Origin of the sequence: Mycobacterium sp. SMC-8, from assembly GCF_025263565.1 — a bacterium.
Lineage (GTDB): Bacteria > Actinomycetota > Actinomycetes > Mycobacteriales > Mycobacteriaceae > Mycobacterium.
Genome location: NZ_CP079865.1, coordinates 2,603,462 through 2,627,704, shown reverse-complemented (window position 1 = coordinate 2,627,704; position 24,243 = coordinate 2,603,462). Strand labels below are relative to the sequence as shown.

Sequence of the window (24,243 nt, the reverse complement as noted above, 5' to 3'; positions counted from 1 at the left end):
ATCCCCGGGGGGTTTCACTCCTCTCCGAGCGCCACCGGGCGGGCCGGATCCGAGCTCCACTGCGACCACGAACCCGGGAACAGTGCGGCGTCCACGCCGGTGACGGCCAGCGCCGCGACGACCAGCGACGCCGTCACTCCCGATCCGCAATAGACCGCGACGTCGGAGTGGTGGGCACCCAGACGCTGCGCGAGCCCGGGATCGGCCAGCAGCGTACCGTCGCCGGCCAGCAGGCTGGTGCTCGGCACGTTCACGGCGCCGGGGATGTGCCCGGCGACGGGGTCGACGGGCTCGTTGTCGCCGCGGTAACGCTCGGGGGGACGGGCGTCGATCAGCGCCGGCGCGTCGAGCGCGTCGTCGGCGGTGATGGTCCTGCGGGCACCCCGGTACAGGTCCTCGTGCGTGACGGTCACGTTGCCGGGGGCGGGAATCACTGTGCCGGAATCCAATTCGCGTGCCCATGCACCGAGGCCGCCGTCGAGGATGCGCACATCGGAGATGCCCGCCGCGGTGAGCACCCACCACGCACGGGCAGACCCGGCGCGGTTCCAGTCGTCGTAGACCACCACCGGCACACCGTCGCGCACTCCCCAGCGTCGGGCGGCGTCCTGGACGGCGGACCCGGACGGCAGCGGGTGGCGGCCGCGCCCCGGCACGGTGTGGTCGGACAGTTCGTCGTCCAGGAACACGTACACCGCGCCGGGGAGGTGCCCCGCCTCGTAGGCGGCGGTGCCGTCGGGTTCGGCCAGCGTCCACCGCACATCGAGCAGGGTGACGGGCTCACCGGCGTCGAGCAGCCGGGCCAGTTCCGTCGCGGTGATGAACACGTCGTCGCGGGCAGTCATGATTACCTCCAGGACCTGAGGCTACCTCCGCGCTTTCGGGGTGCCCGTGCTCGCCGACCGGCGATCTCGCCACCGCAATCGGGGGTTAGGGCAGGATTGCGGGGGCATGGCTGACATCGACGACACTCCCGGAACTTCCCGGCGCAGGCACATCACCCGGCTCGCCCTGTTCGCGGCCGTGCTGTCGGTGCTGTTCTATCTGACCGCGATCGAACGGGTCATCGACGTCGAGTACGTGCGCGGGCTCATCGAGTCGACGGGCCCGCTCGCGCCGTTGACCTATGTCGCGGTGTCGTCGGTGCTCGGCGCGCTGCTGGTGCCGGGCCCGCTACTGGCGGCCGGCAGCGGCTTCCTGTTCGGCCCTCTGCTGGGCACCTTCGTCACCCTCGGCGCGACGATCGGGTCGGCGGTGATCACGGCGTTCGCGGGCCGCCGCGCCGGCCGCGACAGCGCCCGCGCGCTGTTGGGCGCGGACCGTGCGGCGCGCGTCGACGGTCTCATCCGGCGCGGAGGCCTGTGGGCCGTGGTCGGACAGCGCTGGATCCCGGGCGTCAACGACGCGCTGGCCTCCTACACGTTCGGGGCGTTCGGAGTGCCGCTGTGGCAGATGGCCGCGGGCGCGTTCATCGGGTCGGCGCCCAAGGCGTTCGCCTACACCGCGTTGGGGTCGACGCTGGGCGAGTTCTCCGCGCCGCTACTGACCGCCGCGATCGTGGTGTGGTGCGCGACGGCGGTGGTCGGCGCATTCGCGGCGCGCCGCGGCTGGCAGCGGTGGCGGTCCCGGGAATGACGGGCCTCGTCCTCACCGACGAGTTCCGCCACGCGTTGGCGCGGCTGTCCGACGGTGAGCACCTGTTCCTTACCGGCAAGGCCGGCACCGGCAAGTCGACGTTGATCCGCCGCTTCCTGGCCGCCACCGACCGCACCACAGTCGTTGTCGCGCCGACGGGTATCGCAGCTCTGAACGTCGACGGCTACACCATCCACCGGCTCTTCGGCTTCCGGTCGACCACCACACTGGAGGAGATCCGCACCGGCGGTTACCGGCCGGGCCGATTCACCAAGACGCTGGCCTCGCTGCAGACCCTCATCGTCGACGAGGCGTCGATGGTTCGCGCCGACGTCTTCGACATGGTTGCCGCCGCGCTGCAGCGGTTCGGCCCGGTTCCGGGTGAACCCTTCGGCGGTGTGCAGATCGTGCTCGTCGGCGACCTGTACCAGTTGCCGCCGGTGATCCGCGAGGACGAAGCCCATTTCTTTTCGTCGGCCTCCCCACCTCGTTACGAGACCCCGTACTTCTTCTCGGCGCACTCGTTCGATCGCGCCGACTTTTCGACCGTGTCGTTGACGACGGTGTTCCGCCAGCTCGGCGATGACCGGATGACGGCCATTCTCAATGAGATTCGCGAAGGCGTGCTGCTCGGCCACGCGCAGGAGCAATTGAACGCCCGCGCCGACAACGACTTCGTCCCACCTGACGACGAGTTCTGGTTGACGCTGGCGCCGACCAACCGGCTCGTCACGGCGCGCAACCGGCAGCAGCTCGAGAGACTGCCCGGGGACGAAATGGTGCACCACGCCAAGGCATCCGGTGACCTGACGCTGTTCGACCCGCCTGTCGAGGAGACACTGCGCTTCAAGGTGGGCGCGCAGGTGATGATGCTCAACAACGACCAGGGCAACCGCTGGGTCAACGGCACGGTGGGCCGCGTCGTCGGCGTCGGCTATGACCGCTACGGCGCGGTGGTGGAAGTCGAGTTCCCGGACAGCACCAGTGCCGAGGTCACCCCGTTCACATGGGAGGTGACGCGGCCGGTGATGTCCGGTTCCTCGTTGGGCCGCGAGGTGGTCGGCTCCTATACACAGTTGCCGTTCAAGCTGGCGTGGGCGATCACCATTCACAAGAGCCAGGGCCAGACGCTGGACAGGGTGGTCGTCGACCTGACCGGGGGCATGTTCTCGACGGGACAGCTCTATGTGGCGCTGAGCCGGTGCACCTCGCTGGCTGGTCTGGTGCTGAAAAGGCCTGTGCTGCCGAAGGACCTGAAGACCGACCGGCGCATCGCCCGCTTCCTGCGTACCTCGGCGGCGGACCCGGCGGTGCGCCGGTACTGCGCGATCGGGATGCTGACCGTCGGCGACGAAGGGCGGATGTCGCGTCCACGGCCGGTGGAGCTGGCCGTCGCGTTCGACGACGGCACTGCGATCACCACGCTGGTCAACCCGCAGCGCGACCTCGCCGACGCGCGAACACGATTCGGGATCACCGTCGCCGACGTGCTGCTGGCCCCGACCCTTCGCGAGGCCTGGGCGGTGATCGCTCCGATGCTGGCGGGATGCACCCCGGTCGGGGTCGGGATCGACGAACAACTCGGGCTGATCGATTTCGAGCTCAAGCGCCTCGGCTATGTGACGGCGATGCCGCTGGGGGTCGAGCTTCGCGGCGCGCGAATGACGGGCCGCACCGCGCTGGAGCGCGCCCGCTCGGCGTTGCACGCCCATCGCGGCGCCGAGTCCCGGGCAGGCTCTTCGGCGTTCGACGAACCCGAATCCATCGAGACGGCAGGGCTTCTCGTGAGCCGGGATACGTCGGCGCCGACACCCATCGCCGATCACCTACCGGGTTTGTCGGCGGTGTTGCGGATCAGTCGGGACGTCGGTGCCGTGTTGTTGGGACGTGACGAGGTGTCACCCGACGGGGAGGGGACGGCCCCGCGCGGCGATACCGGGTGGGAACCGGCGGCCCGGCAGTCTGTGGCCGATCAATTGCGCGCGGCGGCGGCGCGGGTGCAGCTGACCGAAGACGTCGTGGATCGCCTGCGTCGCGTCGAGGAGTTGCTCGGTGTGGAGATCCTTTCCGGCACCGAGCTTCTGGCCCGCCATGACATCGGTGCGACGTTGACGCCGGGTATGCGCATCTGTTTCACCGGCACCGCACAGGATGCTTCGGGGCGCATCGTCGAGCGCGACGAGATGGAGCGCATGGCCGCCGCGGCCGGGCTGACACCGGTGAAATCGGTGACCAAGACCCGCTGCGACGTGCTCGTGACGGCCGAAGCGGGCACGCAGTCGGGCAAGGCCCGCAAGGCGCAGGAGTACGGCAAACCGGTGTTCGGCGCCGACGATTTCTTCACCTGGCTGCGCACCCACACCACCACCCCCGCGGAATAGCATTCCTGGCTGCGTTCAGCCCCTCGATCACAGCCCTGGCTTTCTCGCTCGGCGCACAATGGAGCGCGTGCCGTCTTCTGCCTTCGCCTCCGACAACGCCGCACCGGCTCACCCGAAGGTGCTCGAAGCCCTGCTCCGGGCCAACGCCGGGTCCGCCCCGTCGTACGGCAGCGACGCGCTCACCGCGGACGCGGCCGACGCGATCAGGACCGCGTTCGACTCCCCCGACGCCGACGTGCTGTTCGCGTTCACCGGCACCGCGGCCAACATCATCGCGCTGGCGTCGGCGGTGCGACCGTGGCATGAGATCTTCTGCAGCGACGTCGCGCACGTCCTCGTCGACGAGGCCGGCGGGCCGGTTCGGCTGTCGGGGGCTCAGCTCACCCGGCTGGCCAGCGACGACGGACTGATCGCACCGGACGAGCTTGAGCGACGAGTGCTGGGCCGCAAGGCCGTGCACCACTCACAACCGCGCATCGTGTCGGTCACCCAGTCCACGGAGAACGGCAGGGTGTGGACCGCCGCGGCGCTGGCCGAGTTCGTCGACCGCGCCCACGCGCTCGGCCTGCTGGTGCACGTCGACGGCGCGCGTATCGCCAATGCTGTTGCCACTCTGGGCGTCTCACCGCAGGAGGCGATCGCGGACGCTGATGTCGTCAGCGTGGGCGGCACCAAGAACGGTCTGCTGTTCGGCGATGCGATCCTGGTCCGTCGGCCCGAGCACTTCGACGGAATCCACTTCGTGCAGAAGCAGATCGGTCATCTGGCCAGCAAACACCGGTTCGTCGCCGCGCAGTTCGCCGCGCTGTTCGACGATGGGCTCTGGCTGCGCAACGCCGCCCACGCCAACGCCATGGCGCGCAGGCTCGGCACCGGCATGGAGGCGCTGGGTCTGCAACTGGCGTCGCCGACCGAATCCAACGAGGTCTTCGTCAAGCTCGACGCGGACGCCCAGCGCCGACTCAGCGCGGCGTACTCGGTGCACCAGCCCGACCCCGGGGTGCCCGTCGTGCGGTTCGTCTGCTCGTGGGCGACCACCGAGACCGAGGTCGACGACGCGCTCGATGCGCTGCAACGCGTCTGCGGGTGACCGGCCCGGTTACCCGGCGCCCGACCGCGGGTACGCCCCGGTCATGAACAGCACCTTGCACACCCACCCCGCGCGTCCGCTCGCCGCAGAACCGCCTGTCACGCGCGTCCTTCTGAACCGGTGCGACAGCGCGCCCGACGAACCACCCGAGCGGCTCACGCCCGTCGAGGTTCCCGAACGGCTCGTCCCCGAGGAGGTGCCCGAGTCGCCGATTGGACCGTCCACCACACCCGATCCGGGTCCCCCGCAGAAGACCTAAGCGCTGGTTTCGCGGGCGGGTTCGGCGACGGCCTTGGACTCCGCCGAGCCGCGCTGACGCAAGAAGATCGACAGCCCGACGATCGCCGCGACCGCGATGAACTCGCTCTGCCAGTTCTGCATCGACTCGAACCAGAACTGCGGTGTCGTCACATATTCGGCGATCGACACCGCAGATTGCCCGTGTTGCACCTGCTCGTCGTTGTACGCTGCGGCGCCGCCGACCGCGTGCAGTGCCCACGATGCGAAGAACAGCACGAAGAACGCGATCGCCAGGGAATGTTCGTAGATGCGGAGCGCCACGCCGCCGGGCTGCACCGGCCACGGCGCGCCGGGGTCGAGCCGGGCCAGGCGTGGATCGTCGTCCTGCGGCGGCTGCCCGTCGATCGGCTTGGACTCCGAGGAGCCCCGCTGGTACAGGAATGCCGTCAACACGACGTACATCCCCATCTGCAGGAACTCAGATTCCCAGTTCTCGAACGTCGCCTCCACGAAGTCACCGCTGGCCAGGTATCCGATCACCGAGACCGTTTCCGTCGAGCCGTGGTCGCGCTCTTCCTGGTTGTGATTCGCGGCCCCGGACACGATCATCGCCGCGAAGAACACCACGAACAGGCCAAGGCACGCCAGCAACAGACCATGGTCGTGCATCCAGCGACCGTTCCGGGCTTTCACCTGGTCACGTGTACCCCCGATCGGGTGCGGGTATGCGCTCGCCATGCCCGCGAGGACACCGCTGCATGGCTATCTGACCGAGCAGGCCGGCCTTGTGCTCGACGGCATGGCCGGGCTGCGGGACGGCACCGACCCGATCCACGACACCCGCGTCGCCATCCGACGCGTCCGTAGCACCATCCGCGTCTTCGGCAAGGCGCTCGATGACGACGCCGGCGCGCTCGAAGACGACCTGAAGTGGTTCGCCGGTGTGCTGGGTGAGGTGCGCGATCCGCAGGTGCAGCGGCGGCGGTTGCGGGCCGCGGTCGCAGAGCTGCCCGACGAGCTGGTGCTGGGGCGGGTTTCGGGCCGGATCAAACGCGACCTGCGGGGTGTGGAGGCACCGGCCCGGCGGCGGGTGACCGAGGCGATGGCGACGGCGCGGTTCGAGCACCTGGTCGGCGAACTTCAGCGCTGGCGGGAAGCCCCGCCGGTCCAGAGCAAGGTCGGCGCCAAGGTGTTGCGGAAGCGGGCACGCCGCGCCGGCGCGAAGGCCGACCGTCGGCTCCAGGAGGCGCTCGACGGCGCCGACGACGCGCTGCTGCATCGCGCCCGCAAGGCCGCCAAGCGTGCGCGGTATGCCACCGAGCTGATCGAGCTTGATGATCCGTCGACGAGGAACAAGCGGAACAAGAAGCGCTACAAGCGCATTCAGAGTGTCCTCGGCGATCTCCAGGACACTGTGGTGGCCCGGCCGATGCTGCGGCAGATGGGCGCACAAGCCGGCACCCGATCCGGTGAGAACGGCTTCACCTTCGGCCTGCTCTACGGCCGGGAGGAACAGCTCGCCCGGCAATGCCGCCGCGCCGTCGCCCAGCTGTAGGAAGCCTCCCCCGCGAACGTGCGTGTCTGCGGCCCTCCACCCGGTGTGTCCCCGACAAAGTCGCACGCTCGCACGCCGCGGTAGCCCTGTTTCGTGCCTGCCCGGCCGGGCAGCCCACGGTCGACACGGTCCACGGCGACACGCTCACCGGGACGCGACCGCCGGTACGCCATCTCGCACCCCCAGCCCGCGAGCGTGCGGCCTACCCCAGCGAGTCCCAGAACGCGGTCAGCGCCGCGGCGCCGCGATGCGGATCCTCGACCATCCACCAATGTCCCAGTCCCTCAAGCACTTCGACGCGGGCACCAGCACGTTCGGCGGCCCGGCGCCGGTTGTCGTGAGGCCCGATGAACGGGTCGTCGGTCGGCTGCAGCGACAGGCCCGGCCGCGCCGCGGCCGCCTCCAGAGCACGGCCCGCTTCGGCCATCGCCGGTTGTGCGGCCGAGCGGTACAACGCCAGGATCGCCTTCCGCATGTCGTCGTTCTGCTGTTCGGCGAGCGCGGCGCCGACGTCGGCCGGAATGCCGAAGGAGACCATCAGTTCCGTGCGCGCCGGCACTCCGCCGCCCATCATCGCGTCCAGCGACTCCTCCCCCGCTCCGGCCGTCTGCCACACCTGCGCCATGTCGTGCCAGACGTAGTCGGCGTCGAACAGGCCGACCGAGTCGCTGACCCAGCTGCGCACCAGTTCGGGCCGGTGCATCACCGCGTTGACGACGTGGCCGCCGCCCCAGTCATGGCCGACGAGGTCGATCGGGCCCTCGATTCCCTCCAGCGCGGACTCCAGCCAGTCCCGATACTCCAGCATCGTCGCGCCGAACCCGTCCGGCAGCGGCGCACCGAATCCCGGCGGCGACAGCAGCACCACGTCGTCGCGGCCCAGCACGGCCGTCAGCGGCCCCCAGATCGCGTCGGTTTCCGGATTGCCATGCACGAACACCACCGTCATGGCCCACATCCTGACACGGCCCCGATAATGGGCCGGTGCAAACGCAGTGGTCGACGGCGATGAACCTCGACGTGCCGATCGTCAACGCGCCGATGGGCGGCGTGGCCGGTGGCGAACTGGCCGCCGCGGTCAGCCGGGCAGGGGCGCTGGGCATGATCGGCATCGGCAGCTCCGGATCCGCGGCACAACTGCGCCAGCACCTCAGGCACACCGCAAACCTGAACCGCCCGTATGGGATTGGACTGATCAGTGGGGTAATTCAGAAGGAACCCGCACTTCTTGAGACGGCGCTGGACGCCGCCCCGGCGCTGCTGTCGGTCAGCTTCGGTGACGACTGGTCCTGGGTGCCGCGCGCCCACGACGCCGGCTGCGTGAGCGCCACACAGGTCGCCGACCTGGCCGACGCGCAGCGCGCCGTCGACGCCGGCGTCCAGGTCCTGGTGGCCCGTGGCGCGGAGGGCGGCGGGCACGGCCGGCCCGCGGTCGCCACCCTGCCGCTGCTGACCGAGGTCCTCGATCGGGTCGACGTGCCGGTGCTGGCTGCCGGCGGCATCTCCTCGGGCCGGTCCCTGACCGCGGTGCTGGCGGCCGGTGCGGCCGGCGCGTGGATCGGGACGGCGTTCGCGGTGTGCCCGGAGTCCACGCTGCCCGAGGCGGCCCGACAACAGATGCTCACCGCCGGCGACAGCGACACCGTCACCACCCGCGCCTTCGACGTCGCGCTCGGCTACCCGTGGCCGGCGACGATCCCCGAACGGGTGCTGCGCAACGCCTTCACCGACGCCTGGGACGGCCGTGAGGACGACCTCGACGCCGACGCCCGCGAGCAGCTGCGTTCGGCGATCGCCGCCGACGACTACCGGTGGGCGCCGGTCAACGCCGGGCAGGGGGTCGCCGACGTGACGACCGCCCAGGCCGCCGCGGCCGTCATCGGCCGGCTGGTCGGCGACGCGCGCGCAATCCTCGCGAGAACGCCACCAGCGTCGTGATTTCCCCCGCACCACTACCGTGGTGGCGGTCTCGCGAAACCCCAGCACGCACTGCAATCCCGCTGGTCACACGAGTCACACCGGCGGGCGAAAAGGCCGCGACACTCCCCTCCCTGCGCCCGGCGATGTCTGCGCCGTGCCCTATGTTGGGGCGTCCGGCAACGGACAAACGACGCACACATCGAGGGGCCAGGTGGACGACAACGCAACCGTGTCTGCCGTCGAGCTGTTCGAACTCAATCGCGACCTGCAGTCTTCGCGCGCGATCCGGCTGCTGGCCACCACCAACCTGAGCCTGTACGCGACGCTGATGGAGCGGCATCTGGCCGACGGGGTGATCCCGGAGACCGAGCTGGTGGTCCGGCTGGAACGCGACCTCGACGACCTCGGCGACGACCAGTCGGGCCTGGCGTTGATCAAGTCGTGGGCCAGCCAGGGCTGGGTGCACCGCATCGTGGATGACCGGGGACTCGCAGGCGCCGCAGGCCGCAACGTCTGCTACCTGACCCAGGACGCGCGCCGGGCGCTGGACTTCCTGCGCGGTATGCGCCGCCAGGACACCATCGCCACCGGCGGGTCGATCACCGGCATCGCGTCGCGGCTCAAGCATGTGGCGCTGAAGGTGGGCAACGACCCGGCCCGCATCCGCAAGAGCATCGAGGCCGAGATCGAGGCGCTGCGTCACGAGCTCGAGCTCCTCGACGCCGGCCAGTCGCCGTCGCCCGACGACGCCGACCTCACCGACGCCTATGACGAGGCCCGCGCGATCGCCATGCAGATGGAGCGGCTGATCACCGACATCGGCCAGTACGGCGCGATGATCGAGCAGGCCACCGCCGCGCTCGACGAGCCGATCGACTCCAATGTCGAGTACCGCGACCGGCAGCGCCAGATGTACGCCGACTACCAGGCCGCTTGGGATTCGCAGGGCCGGGACAGCCACCGGGCGTTCCTGCGGATGATCAACGATCCCGATCAGCGTGCCGAGTTCGAGGCCGATGTCGCCGCCGTCGCCGCCGCGCTGCCCGGGCTGGACCCAGCCCTGCGCAAGGTCATGGCCGGGTTCTTCGAGCTTGTCGGCCATCAGATCGACGAGGTCGAGCGGATCCAGCAGCGCTGCGCGCAGCGGGTCAAGCGGTTCACCGCGTTCGGCACGCTGGAGCAGAGCCGCGGCGTGGCCCGTCAGCTCAACGAGGCCATCGGCGCGGCACGCAATCTGCTCAAGTCGAGCCTGATCGACTCGCGGCTGGACATCGAGCTGCCGCTGGCCCGCCACGCGATCAGCTCCGTCGGGGCGCTGAGTTTCAAGATCGGCGACCTGTCCACCCCGAAACCGGCCAAGCCGGCGGCGGGCGAGGTCGACCTGTCCAGCTTCGCCGCGCTCACCACCCAGGTCGATGCGCCGGCGATGTCGGACATGCTCAACACCGCGGTCGCCAAGGGGCCGGTGTCGCTGCCGGAGGCCATCGGCATGCTCGGTAGTTCAGGCCAAGGGGCCTACCTCGGTCACGTCATCGTGTTGTGGTCGTGGGCGCTCAAGCAACCCGGCACCGAAAGCCCTGAGTCGACCACCGTGCGCTTCCGGTCCCTGGACGGCAAGGACCGCGAAATCGCCGTTCCCCAATTGATATTCACAGAACCGATCAGTGTCGGAGCCGCGCAGTGACCACCGAACACGACACCGACTTCGAGGCGTTCTCCTCGCTGCCGCAGGTCGACCAGACCGCCCGTCCCCCGCACCAGCGCCGCCCGCGCTTCGACGGCGACGCCTCCGAGCTGCCCGACCGCGCCTGCTGGGCGTTGCAGCACCTGCTGACCCGCCGTTACATTAGCGCCGAGACCGACAGCGACATCTACGCCTGGGTGCTCGAGTACCGCCACCAGCTGTCGGTCCGGCTGTCCGAGCTCGACTTGATCCTGCGGGTGGTGGACGGTACCGACGTCGCGTTCGTCGAGCAGGCCCGCTACGAATCCGCCAAGGGCATCAAGCTTCTGCGCCGTGAACCGCTCGGCACCTACGACTCGATCCTGGCGCTGCACCTGGCGCAGATGATGCGTGCGGCGGGCGGGCAGAGCGTGCTGATCTCCCGCGAGGAGATGCACAATCTGTTCTCCGGCGTGCTCAACGACACCGACCGCGACGCGGTCACGTTCGCCGGCCGCATCGACGCCGCGATCGCGCGGCTCGCCGGCCTGGAGATCCTGCGTAAGAGCCGCGACGACGAGGACAGCTACACCATCTCCCCCGTCATCACAGCGGTGATGACGGGCAGCGTGATCACCGAGCTGCAGCAGCAGTTCGAGCTGCTGTTGGGCGGCGGCACCCCGGCCGAGGAGGACACCAACCTTGACTGAACAGTTCCATCTGTCCCGGCTTCAGGTCATCAACTGGGGTGTGTTCGACGGCTACCACGACATCCCGTTCAGCCGGGGCGGCGCGCTGATCGCCGGCGCCTCGGGCAGCGGCAAATCCTCACTGCTGGACGCCATCTCGCTGGGGTTCCTGCCGTTCAACCGGCGCAACTTCAACGCCTCCGGCGACAACACCGCCGCGGGTTCCAGCGCGGGCCGGCGCACCGTCGACAAGTACGTGCGCGGCGCGTGGGGGCAGCGCAGCGACGGCGGCACCAGCCGGGTGATGTACCTGCGCGGCGACGGCACCGCATGGTCAGCGGTGGCGGTCACCTACTCCAGCGACTCGGGCCGCACCGTGACCGGCCTGGTGCTCAAATGGCTGACGGGCGAGTCACGCAACGACTCGTCGAGCCGCTTCGTCCTCGGTGACGGTGACCTCGACATCGAGGACGTCTGCAACCGTTGGGCGGCAGCACGATTCGACACCGGCGTGTTCAAAACTCACGGCTGGCGGTTCACCACCAAGGTCGAGTCGCAGTACCTGGCTCAGCTGTACGCGACCATCGGCATCCGCGCCTCCGACGCCGCCCAGCAGCTGCTCGGCAAGGCGAAGTCACTGAAAAGCGTTGGTGGGCTGGAACAGTTCGTCCGCGAGTTCATGCTCGACGAACCCGAAAGCCTGGCCCGCCTGCCTGAGGCGCTCAAGCAGATCGACCCGCTGGTGGAGGCCCGCGAGCTGCTCGCGGTCGCACAGAAGAAGCGCAAGATCCTCGGCGACATCGAGAAGATCCAGCAGCGCTACGCGTCGGAGTCGACCGATCTGGGCATCATCGACCTGGTCGATCTGCCGATGGTGCGGGCCTACACCGACCACATCCGGTTCGCGCAGTGCCCGGCTCAGATCGCGCAGCTCGACACCACCATCGAGCAGCTCGACAACGAGTACGAGGACGTCACCCGGAGCCTGAATCTCGCCAAGGCCGAGGCGGATTCGCTCAATGCGCAGATCAGCGGATCCAGCGCGAGCATCGGTCCGCTGCAGTCGCAGGTGACCGCGGCCGAGACCGAGGCCGAGCAGGTGTCGCGTCGGCGCGGCGCCTACGAGGACATGCTGGCCGCGCAGCAGCGCGACACCCCGGAGACGGCCGACGACTTCTGGAATCTGCGCGAGGAGCTGCTGGCCGAGGCCACCGAGCTGCTCGCCAAAGTGGAGCGCAACCGGGAGGCATCCACCGACGCGGAGTACGCGCAGAAGTCGGCGCGGATGGCCCGCGACGAGGCCGCCAAGGAACTCAAGCGCGTCGAGCACGTCGGGTCGGCGCTGCCGGAGTTCGCGCTGTTGATGCGGGAGCAGATCTGCACCGCCGTCGGGGTCGACGCGGGCGAGCTGCCCTACATCGCCGAACTGTTGGATCTGCGCACGGACCAGACCCGGTGGCGCACCGCGGTCGAGAAGGTGCTGCGCGGAGTCGGTCTGCGGCTGATGGTGCCCGATCAGCACTGGACCACGGTGCTGCAGTTCGTCAACGAGACCAACATGCGGGGACGGCTGCAGCTGCACCATGTGCGGGCCAAGTTCCTCGGCGCCGAGCCGGTCGCTCCGGAGCCGAACACGTTGGCGGGCAAGCTTTTCCCGGTCGACCCGAAGCACCCCTGTGCGGCCGAGGCCGTCGACGTGGTCGCCGCCGCCGGCGACCACGTGTGCGTCGACACCCCGGATGTGTTCGCGCGTTTCCGCCGCGCGGTCACCGACACCGGCCTGTACAAGGACTCCGACCGGCTCGCGATCAAGGACGACCGCCGTCCGCTCAAACAGTCGGAATACCTGTACCAGGGGGACGTGTCGGCGAAGATCAACGCGCTGACGGTCGATCTGGCCGCGGCCGAGGAGGCTTACCAGAAGGCGCGGCGCACCGCCGACGACATCGCCGCCCAGCGGCAGCAGTGGCGCGACCGGGCCGCGGCGTGCAAGGCGATCTGCGAGCAGTTCCCGCAGTGGAGCCAGATCGACACCGAGACCGCCGACGGGCACGCCGACCGGTTGCGTGAGCAGTACGAGCTGCTGCTGGCCGACCATCCCGACATCGAGGCGCTCAACGCCCGCGCCGACGAATGCTGGACGCAGATCCAGAAATTGATGACGCGCCGCGGCGCGATCCAGACCCGCCGTGACGACCTCGACTCTCGGCGCACGCAGCTTCTGGAGCTGCAGGAGCGGCTGCAGCCCGCGTTCGTGTCGGAACCGTTGACGGAGCTGCTGAACCGCTACGCCGCCCAGCTGCCGGTGCCGTTGGAGCTGCTCGATCCCGAGCCGCACCGCGACGCGCTTTTCGGCGCGATCAAGAAGGAACGCGAACAGCTGCGGGAGAGCCGGCGTCGCTCCTACGACGAGTTGGCTCGCATCCTGAACACCTTCGACACGTCGTTCCCGGACGCCATCCCGAACAACTCGGACAATTTTGAGGAACGCGTGCACGACTACGTGGCACTGTGCCGGCACATCGACGAACGCGAGCTGCCCGAGGCCTATGAGCGGATGATGCGTCTGGTCACCGAGCAGGCCCCGGACGCGATCCTGACGCTGCACCGGGTGGCCGAGCAGGAAGCGCGCCGCATCAGCGACCAGATCGCCCGTGTGAACACCGGTTTGGGAGCGGTGGAGTTCAACCGCGGCACCCGGCTGACGCTGCGGGCCACCCCGCGGGCGTTGACGGCGGTGTCGGAGCTGACCGAGATCGTGCGGGCGATCTCGCGGCGCATCGCCGAGGTGGGGCTCGGCGACAAGCAGGCCATCCTGGACCAGTACGCCGACATCCTGCGGCTGCGCAACCGGCTGGCGTCGACGGCGCCGGAGGACAAGGCGTGGACCCGCGACGCGCTCGACGTGCGCAACCGGTTCACGTTCGACTGCGCCGAGTGGGATGTCGCCAGCGAGGAGCTGATCCGCACGCACTCCAACGCCGGTGACAACTCCGGCGGTGAGCAGGAGAAGCTGATGGCGTTCTGCCTGGCCGGTGCGCTGAGCTTCAACCTTGCGGCGCCCGGACACGCAGGAACAGACGAAGCCAACCGGCCGGTGTTCGCGCAGCTGATGCTCGACGAGGCGTTCTCCAAGTCGGATCCGCAGTTCGCCCAGCAGGCGCTGCAGGCGTTCCGCAAGTTCGGGTTCCAGCTGGTGATCGTCGCGACCGTGCAGAACGCGACGACGATCCAGCCCTACATCGACAGCGTGGTGATGGTGTCCAAGACCGAAGCCACGGGCCGCAATGCCCGACCCGTGGCGACGGTCGCGACGCGCACCATCTCGGAGTTCGGTGCGCTGCGCCGCGAGATGCGGGCCACCGCGAAGGTGCCCGCTCCAGTCTGACGCGGGGAACGACTTTTCTGCGTAGGGTGCCGATGGTGCATGTCGACGTGATGACGACTCCCCAGCCGCTCCTGCAGACCGGCGATCTCGCACGCCGCACTCAGAAGGCCGGCTTCGACGGGCTGCTGTTCACCGAAACCGGCCGGACCGCCTACCTGAACGCGGCGATGGCGGCGCAGGCGGCGCCGGGACTGCAGTTGTCGACGGGCGTGGCGGTGGCGTTCCCGCGCAGCCCGTTCGTCACCGCCGCGACGGCGTGGGAACTCCAGGAGGCGACGGGCGGCAACTTCCGGCTGGGTTTGGGCACCCAGGTCCGCACCCATGTGGTCCGCCGCTACGGCGCCGAGTTCGCCCATCCCGGTCCGCGGCTGCGGGACTACGTGCTGGCGGTCAAAGCCTGCTTCACGGCGTTCCGCACAGGCACCCTCGACCATCACGGCGAGTTCTACACGCTCGATTTCATCACCCCGCAGTGGAGCGCGGGCCCGATCGACGCCCCGGATCCCAAGGTCGACATCGCCGCGGTCAACCCGTGGATGCTGCGGATGGCCGGCGAGGTGTCCGACGGGGTGCATGTGCATCCGCTCGGCGAGCCCGGCTACATCGCGCGCCACGTCGTTCCGAAAGTTGCTGAGGGAGCTGCGAGGTCGGGACGATCACCGCATGAGGTGGCGCTGATCGTGCCGGTGATGACGATCGTCGGCGATTCCGACGAGGAACGGCATCGCGAGCGCGAACTGGTGCGGGCGAGCATGAGCTTTTACGGCAGCACACCCAACTACGCGTTCATCTGGGACGAGGCCGGCTTCGAGGGCACCACGGCTCGCATCCGCGAGAAGCAGAAGGCCGGCGACTTTCAGGGCATGGCCGCGCAGATCACCGACGAGCACATCGCGACGTTCGCCACCGAGTCGACGTGGGACGGTCTGGCCGACGCGCTCACCGCCAGGTACGGCGCCACCGCGACCCGCATCGTGCTCTACAACGCCCTGGCCGACGCGGAGCGCTTCGAACGCTACGGCATTGTCGCGCAACGGTTGACCCTGCAGCCCCCACCGGGGACTGGCATGACCGCCGCTGCATCCCGCGCCTGAACGCAGCCCAACGCGTGAACCCACCCTTCGCCGGGTAAGCAGTCGCGGGCCTACAGTGTCCACGGAGCCGGTATGGGGAGACGGATGACATCGACAGAGTCGACCTCGACATGGGCGCCGCTGCGATCGCCGATCTTCCGCGCACTGTGGATCGCGCAATTCGTCTCGAACCTCGGCACCTGGATGCAGACCGTCGGCGCGCAATGGATGCTGGTCGACGATCCCCGCGCCGCGGTCCTGGTGCCGCTGGTGCAGACCGCCACCACGCTGCCGGTCATGCTGCTGGCGCTGCCGTCCGGCGTGCTGGCCGACCTCGTCGACCGGCGCCGGCTGCTGATCGCCACCCAGGGCGCGATGGCCGCCGGGGTAGGCCTGCTCGCCACCCTCACCGGTGCCGGGCTGACCACGCCGACCGTGCTGCTGACGCTGCTGTTCCTCATCGGATGCGGGCAGGCTCTCACCGCACCGGCCTGGCAGGCGATTCAGCCGGATCTCGTTCCCCCGCATCAGATTCCGGCCGCAGCGGCGTTGGGCAGCATGAGCATGAACGGCGCCCGGGCGATCGGACCGGCAATCGCCGGCGCACTGGTGTCAGTGGCCGGGCCGACGATAGTGTTCGCCCTCAACGCCGTGTCGTTCGTCGGGATCGTGCTGGTGCTCGTCTCGTGGCGGCGTCCGCCGGAGCAGAGCGACTTCCCGCCCGAGCGGGCGCTGGCCGCGCTCAGCGCCGGCGGCCGCTACATCCGCAGCTCCCCGGTCGTGCGCCGCATCCTGCTGCGGACCGTGCTGTTCATCGCCCCCGCCAGCGCGGTGTGGGCGCTGCTGCCGGTGATCGCCCGCGACCAGCTCGGCCTCGGCTCGGCCGGCTATGGTGTGCTGCTCGGTGCGCTCGGGGTCGGCGCGGTTCTCGGTGCGTTCGCGTTGTCGCGGCTGCGGGCCCGGTTCGGCCAGAACGTGTTGCTCATCGTCGGTGCGGCCGGGTTCGCCGTCGCCACCGGGGTGCTCGCGCTGGTGCACAACGTCGCCGCCGTGGTGGCGGGGCTGGTGGTCGGCGGCGCCGCATGGCTGCTGACGCTGTCCACGCTCAATGCGTCAATGCAGCTCAGCCTGCCGCGATGGGTGCGCGCCCGCGGGTTGTCGGTGTATCAGCTGGTCTTCATGGGCGGTCAGGCGATCGGGTCGCTGGTGTGGGGTGTGCTCGCCGGAGCCACCAGCAGTGTCACCAGCCTGCTGGTGAGCATGACGCTGCTCGTGCTCTGCGGTCTGTCCCTGCTGTGGTGGCCGCTGCACGCCAGCACCGGCAATCTCGATCTGACGCCGTCGTCGCACTGGCCGGAGCCGACGCTGCTCTTCGAACCCGAGCCGCTCGACGGGCCGGTGCTGGTGATCACCTCCTACCGGGTGGCACCGGAGAACGAGGAGGCGTTCCTGGCCGCGATGGCGGTGCTGGGCCGGTCCCGGCAGCGCACCGGGGCGTCGCTGTGGCGACTCTTCCGCAGCGTGGAACAGGAGTCGACGTTCGTGGAGACGTTCATCGTGCGCTCCTGGGGCGAGCACATGCACCAGCATTACACCCGGCTCACCGCGCAGGACCAGCTCATCGAGCAGAACGTCGAGCGCTACACCGAAGGCCCGGCGGTCTCCCAGCACTACCTCGCGGTGCGCGAACTCGACTGATTCACACACTGAACGCGAGATCGACACCACGGTCGTGGACACCCGGCACGGCGACAGCAACAGCCCTCACGTCGATCTCGTCCACAGCGTCGGGACAGCGATGCATGAGGCTCGCGTTTCGGCTGCGAGCCTCACCCGCGCTTGCGCTCCGCGGTGAACGACACCGTCACCTCGTCGGCGACTTTCATCGCGCCCATCATCATCGAATAGGGCTTGAGACCGAAATCGGAATGACGCACCGTCTCCTGGCACGACATCCGCCAGCGGTCGCCCACCTCCTCGACCCGGAGCTCCACCACCCGGTCGCGGACCTTGCCGTGGATCTCCAGCCTGCCGGTCAACCGGTAGCCGAGGTCGGCCCGCTCCACCGACTCAGTCCGAAAAACAATGTGCGGGAACCGTTTCGCATCCAAGATCTTCAGTGCGTTGGAGCGTGCCAGTGCCTTCTCCGGGCCGGACAGTCCGGCGACGCCACCCTGGCCGCCCAGCACCGCCAGGCTCCCGACGTCCACCGTCAGCTGCACCGAGGCCGGCTCGTCACCTGCCCACTGCACGGTGGCCCGCCACGTCATCGCGATGGTCAGCCGGTGACCCATCTTCGCCGCCGGGCCCGTCACACCCGTTCTCAGCCGAAGCTCACCGTCGGAGGAATCCAATTCCCACACCGTGTCCGCCACCGACAGAGGGTACCGATCTCGCTACTCCGGCGGATACGGCAACCCGAACTGATCGGCCAGTAGGCTCTGCACGATGATCATCGCCGCCTGCGAGCCCGACGCGATTGCGCCGGCGATGTGTGGCTGCTGGGTGCAGACGTCGCCGGCGGCGAACACCCTCCCGCACTGGTCCGCGAGATCGTGTCGACCGTCAGCGGTTCGGTGCCCAACGGGCCCGGCGTGCACGTCGCGCCCAGCTGTGCGGCCAGTGGCGACCGCTGCCGCACCGGCGCCTCGACCAGCAGCCCGTCCCGCTCCAACCGGGTCCCGTCCGCGAACGCGATGCTCTCCAATTGACCTTCCGTACCGATCAATTCGACGACGCGCCGGTCGTCGACAGTCACGCCGGCATCGTGCAGCAGCCGCTGGTCGTCGGGGCCGAGCTGCGATTGTCCGTCGGTCAGCAGCACCACGTCGTCGCTCCAGCCGCGCAGCATCAGCGCGGTGTGCACTCCCTGCTCCCCGGAGGCCAGCGCGGCCAGCCGGGTGTCGCGCACCTCCCAGCCGTGGCAGAACGGGCACTGGAAGACCGAGGTGCCCCACAGCTCGGGCAGCCCGGGCAACTGCGGCGGCGCGTACGCCATGCCCGTCGCGAGCAGCACCCGCCGCGCGTGCACCTGGCTGCCGTCGTCGACGTCGAGGACGAACCCGCGGTCGACCGCTCGCCCGCCCAGCACCTCCGCGCGCCGGTACTGCACGCTCGGATACTCCGTGAGCTCGTCGCGCCCGGCCGCGTAGAACTCGTCGGGCGGGCGCCGGTCGTAGCCGAGCAGCCCACCGATCACCGGGGCCGCGCGATTGCTCGGGTCGTCGGCGTCGAGGACGATCGTGGTGCGCCGGGCCCGGCCCAGCACCAAGGCCGCGCTCAGGCCGGCCGCGCCGCCACCGACGACTGCACATTCGAATTCCACAGACCGTCTGTTCCCCGAAAACGCGGGGTTAGACGTCAGCGCGCGTCGAGACGCTCCCGCTGCGGCACCACCACGTACTTCGGGTCCTTCGTCGAGGCCACGCCCGCTTCGAACACCCCGGACCGTTGTAGCGCCGCGCCGGCGAGCAGCGCCGCCCCCGACAGCGCGACGGCCCAGCGGCGCCGGCCCGACACCACCGCGCCGACGGCCCCGGCAAAGGTCAGGACCTCAGAGGCCCGCCTCAGCGTGTGCGGCCGGCCGGTGGTGTAGGCCTCGCCGGCCAGTCCCAGCCGGCGCTCCATGGTGCGCGACGCCGCCACCTCCAGCACCGCGCCCGTCGCCGCCATTCGCCGCGCCGGACCGCTCTCCGCCACCGGCGCCAGCAGCATGCCCAGGCCGCCGCCGCCGGCCGCGGCCGAACCGGTGAAAATGAACGGCAGATACGGGTGCGCCTCGTTCCAGGCCGGGACCGCGGTGTGCGACAACAGCACCGCCGTGTATGCCGCCAGACCCGGCGCCACCGCGGCGGCTTCCAGTCCGGCAGGCCGGGCCAGCCGAGAAACCAGGCGGCCCAACCAGGTTCGCCGCAGACGACGCGGCATCAGCTCCGCGGCGGCGGCGATGCCTGCGCCCGGGCCGTAGCCGAACAGGATCCAGGTGCCCACGCTCATCGGGGAAGTCGGCTTGGCCACCCGCAGCATGTGATGGAACCGCCCGGGCCGGCCCAGGTCGCCGATCAGGAAACACAGGCCGGCCAACAGGCCCGCCAGTGCACCGAGCCGGGACACCTTCCGCAGCCGCCGGCGTCCGGTCAGGTCGGCCCCTGCGGCCAGCAGCGCCGAGCCCGCCGACAACCCGCCGGCGAACAGGTACGCCGCGATCATCCAGTTCCACACCGGCGTCTTGAGGATCTGCCGGCCGTAGTATGACCGGAAATCAGCGGGCGGGACGGCCATGTCGCCGCGCTTTTCCTTCATGAGCGCCCCACAAACGCCGACACCACGACCCCGACCAGGGCCGACGCCGCGATCCCGGCGTAGCGCCACATCGCACCGGCATCGCGGGTGGGAACCACCGGATCCGGCGGCAGCCCATACACTTCCGGTTCGTCGAGCAGCAGGAAGAAAGCGCCGTCCCCGCCGACGCCGTCGCCGGGGTCGTGCCCGTACAGCCGCGCCTCGGTCACCCCGCGCTCGTGCAATTCGTCGATGCGCAGCGCGGCGCGCTCGCGGAGCTCGTCGAGCACCCCGAACTGGATGGAGTCCGTCGGGCAGGCTTTCGCGCAGGCCGGTTCCAGACCGTCGTGCAGCCGGTCGTAGCACAGCGTGCATTTCCAGGCCCGGCCGTCGCCTTCACGGCGTTCGATCACCCCGTACGGGCACCCGGACACGCAGTACCCGCACCCGTTACAAATGTCCTGCTGCACAACGACTGTCGAGAACTCGGTGCGGAACAACGCGCCGGTCGGGCAGACATCCAGGCAGCCGGCGTGCGTGCAGTGCTTGCACACGTCCGAAGCCATCAGCCAGCGGAAGTCCTGCCGGGTCTCGGCGCCGGTCGCATCCCCGGGACGTTCGAAGCCCGGCATCCCCAGATCCTCGACTGGGTGGCCAGGTTGCTCGATGAACGCCACATGCCGCCACGAGTTCGCGCCGAGGTTGCCGGTGTTGTCGAACGACATGCCGAGCAGGTCGAACCCGTCCCCATCTCCTGAGACGGGCACGTCGTTCCATTCCTTGCACGCCACTTCGCACGCCTTGCACCCGATGCACACCGACGTGTCGGTGAAGAAGCCGACCCGCGGCGGGTGCTCGTCGTAGCCGGCGTCAGCGGCCACGTCGTCGAGCGGCCCGTAGAAACTGGTGGGTCCGACGCGCGATCGGCCGCGCTTCCCGCTGGTGCTCATGGCGCCTCCTCAGTGTGGCCGCGCGACGGCGCGGTGGTGTCCAGAACGGTGCCGGTCGACGGGGTGATATGCGCGCGGTCGCGGTATTCGCGCAGGTACTCCAGCAGCAGCGGGCCACGCGGGCGGCGGCCGGGCTGGATGTCACAGGTGGCGACCTTGCTCTCCTGGATGAAGACGTTCGGGTCCGCGACGACACCGAGCAGATCGTTGACGACGTCGCCGTCGACCAGGCCCGCGTGGCCCCAGTGGTACGGCAACCAGATCTGGTGCACCACACGGTTTTCGACGTGCAGCGGGCGCATCCGGTCGGTGACGAACACCCGGGCGTCGACGGCGGCGCGGCTGGTCACCACGTGCGCCCAGTCCATGTGCGTCAATCCGCGGACCCGCGCCAGTTCGGGTGACACCTCGACGAACAGCGCCGGCTGCAGCTCGGCCAGGTACGGCAGCTGCCGACTCATCCCGCCGGCGGTGTGATGCTCGGTCAGCCGGGCCGCGGTGAACACGAACGGGAACACCTCCCCGTGCGCGTCCGGCCAGGACGGGTTCGACGGATTGTCGGCTCGCCCATACACTTTGCGCGCCGGATTACTCTGCTGCTGATACAGCGGGTTGCGCACCGGGGACTCGTGCGGCTCGTAGTGCGTCGGCAGCGGGCCGTCGACCACCCCGTTCGGCGCGAACAGCCACCCCTTGCCGTCGGCCTGCATCACGAACGCGTCGTCGCCGCGCAGCGCCTCCACACCGACCGCGCCGGGCTCGGGATAGTAGTCCGGCGGTTTGGTCTTCTCGAAATCGGGGACGTCGTGCCCGGTCCACTCGCCGGCCTCCCCCTTGTCCGGATCCCACCACACCAGTTTCTTGCGGTCGCTCCACGGCCGGCCCTGCGGATCGGCCGACGCCCGGTTGTAGAGCACGCGCCGGTTCAGCGGCCACGTCCAGCCCCACTCGTGGTCGTAGGGGCCCTCGTCTGATTGCCGGCTCTGCCGGCGGTGTTCGGTGTGCGGTTTTCGGCGGGCGGCCTGGTTCACCTCGTCGGCGTACACCCCGCTGTAGATCCAGCAGCCGCACGCGGTGGAGCCGTCGGCCTGAAGTTCGGTGTAACTGTTCACCGCCCGGCCGGTGGTCAGGTCCACACCGTTGATGCGGCGCAGCACGTCCGCAGCGGACGGCTCGTCACCGTCGAGTTCGTAGTCCCACCACAGGTCCAGCAGCGGCCGGTCACGGGGATCGGTTGAGGCGGCCAGCTTTTCGCGCAGGATGCGGCCCAGATGGTAGAAGAACCACAGCTCGCTGCGCGCGTCGCCCGGCGGTTGCACGGCCTGCTCCCGCCACTGCAGCATGCGCTGGGTCTGGGTGAACGTGCCGGCCTTCTCGACGTGCGACGCAGCCGGGAGCAGGAACACCTCGGTGCGGCAGGTCTGCGGCGAGACCTCGCCGGTCTCGATCTCGGGTCCGTCCTTCCAGAAGGTGGCGCTCTCGATCTCGACGAGGTCGCGCACCACCAGCCAGTCGAGGTTGGCCATGCCGAGCCGCTGCAGCCGTCCGTGCGCCGACCCGACCGCGGGGTTCTGGCCGAGCAGGAAGTAGCCGAACACCCTGCCGTCGACCATGTCCATCACGGTGCGGTAGGTGCCGTGGTCGCCGTTGATGCGGGGCAGGTAGTCGAAGCAGTAGTCGTTGTCCGCGGTGGCCGCCTCGCCCCAGTACTCCTTGAGCAGCGACACCATGTAGGTGTCGGCATTGCGCCAGAAGCCCTTCTGGTTTCGGCTCTTGATGCCGCCGAGGTAGTCGGCCAGTGTCTCCTCGCCGGCATGGGGCATCGCCAGGTATCCGGGCAGCAGGTTGAACAGCGTCGGTACGTCGGTCGAGCCCTGGATGCTGGCATGCCCGCGCAGCGCGAACACCCCGCCGCCGGGGCGGCCGATGTTGCCGAGCAGCAGCTGGATGATCGACCCGGCCCGGATGAACTGCGCGCCCACCGAATGCTGAGTCCAGCCAACCGAATACACCAGCGCGGCGGTCTTCTCGCGGCCTGAGTTCTCCGTCCACGCGCGCGCCACCTCGAGGAACACGTCGGCGGGGATGCCGCACGCCCGCTCGACCATCTCCGGGGTGTAGCGGGCGTAATGCCGCTTGAGGACCTGGTAGACGCACCGGGGATGCTGCAGCGTGGGATCGCTGGGGATGTCGCCGGCGCCGCCTTCGATCGGCGGGCCGCCGGACCCGTAGCGGTCACCGGCGCTCTGCTCCTTGGCCTCGGCGCCGCCCTCCTGCGCACCGGTGTTCTGGTATTGCCACGTCGACGGGTCGTAGGAGGCGGTCACGTCGTCGTAGCCGGAGAACAGACCGTCGAGATCCTCGGTGTCGGCGAAGCGTTCGTCGACGAGGAACGGCGCGTTGGTGTACGCGGTGACGTACTCGCGAAACTCCAGCTCGTTGCTCAGGATGTAGTTGATGACGCCGCCGAGGAACGCGATGTCACTTCCGGCGCGCAGCGGCACGTGCCGGTCGGCGAGCGCGCTGGTGCGGGTGAACCGCGGGTCGATGTGCACGACGCCGGTGCCCCGCGCCTTGGCCTCCATCACCCACTGGAATCCCACCGGATGAGCTTCGGCCATGTTGGAGCCCATGATGACGATGAAGTCCGAGTTGACGAGATCCTGCTGGTAGTCCGTCGCCCCGCCGCGACCGAAGGAGGCTCCCAGACCGGGAACCGTGGCGCTGTGTCAAATACGCGCCTGGTTCTCGATCTGGAGGGCGCCCAGCGCGGTGAACAGCTTCTTGATCAGATAGTTCTCTTCGTTGTCCAGGGTGGCGCCGCCGAGGCTGGCGATGCCCATGGTGCGGCGCAGCGTGTGGCGGTCCTTGTCGAAGTCCTGCCAACCCTTTTCTCGGGCCTCGAGCACCCGGTCGGCGATCATCTGCATCGCGGTGTCGAGGTCGAGGTCCTGCCACTCGGCGGCGTACGGCGCGCGATAGCGGACCTTGGTCAGGCGCTGCGGCCCGGTGACGAGTTGCTTGCTGGCCGATCCCTTCGGGCACAACCGCCCGCGCGAGATCGGGCTGTCCGGATTGCCCTCGATCTGAACGACCTTGTCGTCCTTGACGTACACCTTCTGCGCGCAGCCGACCGCGCAGTACGGGCACACCGAATACGCGACGCGGTCGGCGTCGGCGGTGCGCGGGGTCAGGGTCAGGCTGCGCCTGGATTGCGCGGCCTTGCCGCGACCGAGCGTGTCCTCACCGGTGAGCTGCCGGTACACCGGCCACGATTCGAAGAGTTTCCTGATGTCCACCCGTCCACCTTCGTCCGCCTCGCTGCCTCAAGGTACCCCTTGGCGGCCAGATCAACCCCGCACTCTCAGGTACAAAGGG

At 69.5% G+C, this 24,243-nt stretch carries 18 protein-coding genes and 1 pseudogene; 11 read left to right on the top strand and 8 right to left on the bottom strand.

What is annotated here, in order from left to right; genetic code table 11:
* Nucleotides 1-14: 14 nt before the first annotated feature.
* Nucleotides 15-845, bottom strand: coding sequence for a sulfurtransferase (locus tag KXD97_RS12790; protein ID WP_260757134.1), 831 nt, complete (start codon nt 843-845; stop codon nt 15-17).
* Between the two features lie 106 nt (nt 846-951).
* Here KXD97_RS12790 and KXD97_RS12785 point away from each other — a divergent pair, with 106 nt between their 5' ends.
* Genes KXD97_RS12785 through KXD97_RS12770 form a run of 4 tightly spaced genes read left to right on the top strand, consistent with a single transcriptional unit; the run spans nt 952 to nt 5,365 of the window.
* The gene (locus KXD97_RS12785) at nt 952-1,635 is read left to right on the top strand and encodes a TVP38/TMEM64 family protein (RefSeq protein ID WP_260757132.1); all 684 of its coding nucleotides are present in this window, start codon (nt 952-954) and stop codon (nt 1,633-1,635) included.
* Nucleotides 1,632-4,016, top strand: coding sequence for an AAA family ATPase (locus tag KXD97_RS12780; protein WP_260757131.1), 2,385 nt, complete (start codon nt 1,632-1,634; stop codon nt 4,014-4,016). Before KXD97_RS12785 ends, KXD97_RS12780 begins: the two co-directional genes overlap by 4 nt.
* A gap of 58 nt (nt 4,017-4,074) precedes the next feature.
* Entirely contained in the window at nt 4,075-5,106 is a 1,032-nt protein-coding gene (locus tag KXD97_RS12775) for a low specificity L-threonine aldolase (RefSeq protein WP_260757130.1), read from the top strand.
* A 43-nt stretch (nt 5,107-5,149) separates the two neighbouring features.
* The gene (locus tag KXD97_RS12770; protein WP_260757129.1) at nt 5,150-5,365 is read left to right on the top strand and encodes a hypothetical protein; all 216 of its coding nucleotides are present in this window, start codon (nt 5,150-5,152) and stop codon (nt 5,363-5,365) included.
* Here the strand turns inward: KXD97_RS12770 and KXD97_RS12765 are convergent.
* Entirely contained in the window at nt 5,362-6,015 is a 654-nt protein-coding gene (locus tag KXD97_RS12765) for a DUF6766 family protein (RefSeq protein ID WP_260757128.1), read from the bottom strand. The genes KXD97_RS12770 and KXD97_RS12765 overlap by 4 nt on opposite strands.
* Nucleotides 6,016-6,082: 67 nt before the next feature.
* Between KXD97_RS12765 and KXD97_RS12760 the strand changes: the two genes are divergently transcribed.
* Nucleotides 6,083-6,901: a CHAD domain-containing protein gene (locus KXD97_RS12760; protein ID WP_260757126.1), complete on the top strand. Its 819-nt coding sequence runs from the start codon at nt 6,083-6,085 to the stop codon at nt 6,899-6,901.
* A 202-nt stretch (nt 6,902-7,103) separates the two neighbouring features.
* On the opposite strand, the gene KXD97_RS12755 is transcribed toward KXD97_RS12760, so the two are convergent.
* Nucleotides 7,104-7,850, bottom strand: a complete 747-nt coding sequence (locus KXD97_RS12755) for an alpha/beta fold hydrolase (protein ID WP_260757125.1) — start codon at nt 7,848-7,850, stop codon at nt 7,104-7,106.
* Between the two features lie 59 nt (nt 7,851-7,909).
* On the opposite strand from KXD97_RS12755, the gene KXD97_RS12750 reads away from it, so the two are divergent.
* The 6 genes from KXD97_RS12750 (at nt 7,910) to KXD97_RS12725 (ending at nt 17,332) form a co-directional block, all read left to right on the top strand.
* Nucleotides 7,910-8,839, top strand: a complete 930-nt coding sequence (locus KXD97_RS12750) for a nitronate monooxygenase family protein (RefSeq protein ID WP_260757943.1) — start codon at nt 7,910-7,912, stop codon at nt 8,837-8,839.
* A gap of 193 nt (nt 8,840-9,032) precedes the next feature.
* The gene (locus tag KXD97_RS12745; RefSeq protein ID WP_260757124.1) at nt 9,033-10,505 is read left to right on the top strand and encodes a DUF3375 domain-containing protein; all 1,473 of its coding nucleotides are present in this window, start codon (nt 9,033-9,035) and stop codon (nt 10,503-10,505) included.
* Nucleotides 10,502-11,194 carry a DUF4194 domain-containing protein gene (locus KXD97_RS12740; RefSeq protein ID WP_260757123.1) on the top strand — a complete coding sequence of 231 codons (693 nt, stop codon included), beginning with the start codon at nt 10,502-10,504 and terminating at the stop codon, nt 11,192-11,194. Before KXD97_RS12745 ends, KXD97_RS12740 begins: the two co-directional genes overlap by 4 nt.
* Complete coding sequence (locus tag KXD97_RS12735; RefSeq protein ID WP_260757122.1) at nt 11,187-14,561, top strand: ATP-binding protein; 3,375 nt, start codon at nt 11,187-11,189, stop codon at nt 14,559-14,561. Before KXD97_RS12740 ends, KXD97_RS12735 begins: the two co-directional genes overlap by 8 nt.
* A 35-nt stretch (nt 14,562-14,596) precedes the next feature.
* Nucleotides 14,597-15,655, top strand: coding sequence for a TIGR03617 family F420-dependent LLM class oxidoreductase (locus KXD97_RS12730; RefSeq protein WP_260757942.1), 1,059 nt, complete (start codon nt 14,597-14,599; stop codon nt 15,653-15,655).
* Between the two features lie 84 nt (nt 15,656-15,739).
* Complete coding sequence (locus tag KXD97_RS12725) at nt 15,740-17,332, top strand: MFS transporter (RefSeq protein WP_260757121.1); 1,593 nt, start codon at nt 15,740-15,742, stop codon at nt 17,330-17,332.
* 131 nt (nt 17,333-17,463) lie between these two features.
* Here the strand turns inward: KXD97_RS12725 and KXD97_RS12720 are convergent, their stop codons facing one another.
* The 5 genes and pseudogenes from KXD97_RS12720 to fdh form a co-directional block, all read right to left on the bottom strand.
* Nucleotides 17,464-18,009, bottom strand: a complete 546-nt coding sequence (locus KXD97_RS12720; RefSeq protein WP_260757120.1) for a YceI family protein — start codon at nt 18,007-18,009, stop codon at nt 17,464-17,466.
* 21 nt (nt 18,010-18,030) lie between these two features.
* Nucleotides 18,031-18,998 (bottom strand): annotated as a pseudogene (locus KXD97_RS12715) (NAD(P)/FAD-dependent oxidoreductase).
* The gene (nrfD, locus tag KXD97_RS12710) at nt 18,995-19,936 is read right to left on the bottom strand and encodes an NrfD/PsrC family molybdoenzyme membrane anchor subunit (RefSeq protein ID WP_260757119.1); all 942 of its coding nucleotides are present in this window, start codon (nt 19,934-19,936) and stop codon (nt 18,995-18,997) included. The pseudogene KXD97_RS12715 and the gene nrfD overlap by 4 nt, the downstream one beginning before the upstream one ends.
* A complete protein-coding gene (locus KXD97_RS12705) occupies nt 19,933-20,865 on the bottom strand; it encodes a 4Fe-4S dicluster domain-containing protein (RefSeq protein ID WP_260757118.1) in 933 nt (310 codons plus the stop codon). The genes nrfD and KXD97_RS12705 overlap by 4 nt, the downstream gene beginning before the upstream one ends.
* A complete protein-coding gene (gene fdh / locus KXD97_RS12700) occupies nt 20,862-24,164 on the bottom strand; it encodes a formate dehydrogenase (RefSeq protein ID WP_260757117.1) in 3,303 nt (1,100 codons plus the stop codon). The genes KXD97_RS12705 and fdh overlap by 4 nt, the downstream gene beginning before the upstream one ends.
* Nucleotides 24,165-24,243: the final 79 nt, after the last annotated feature.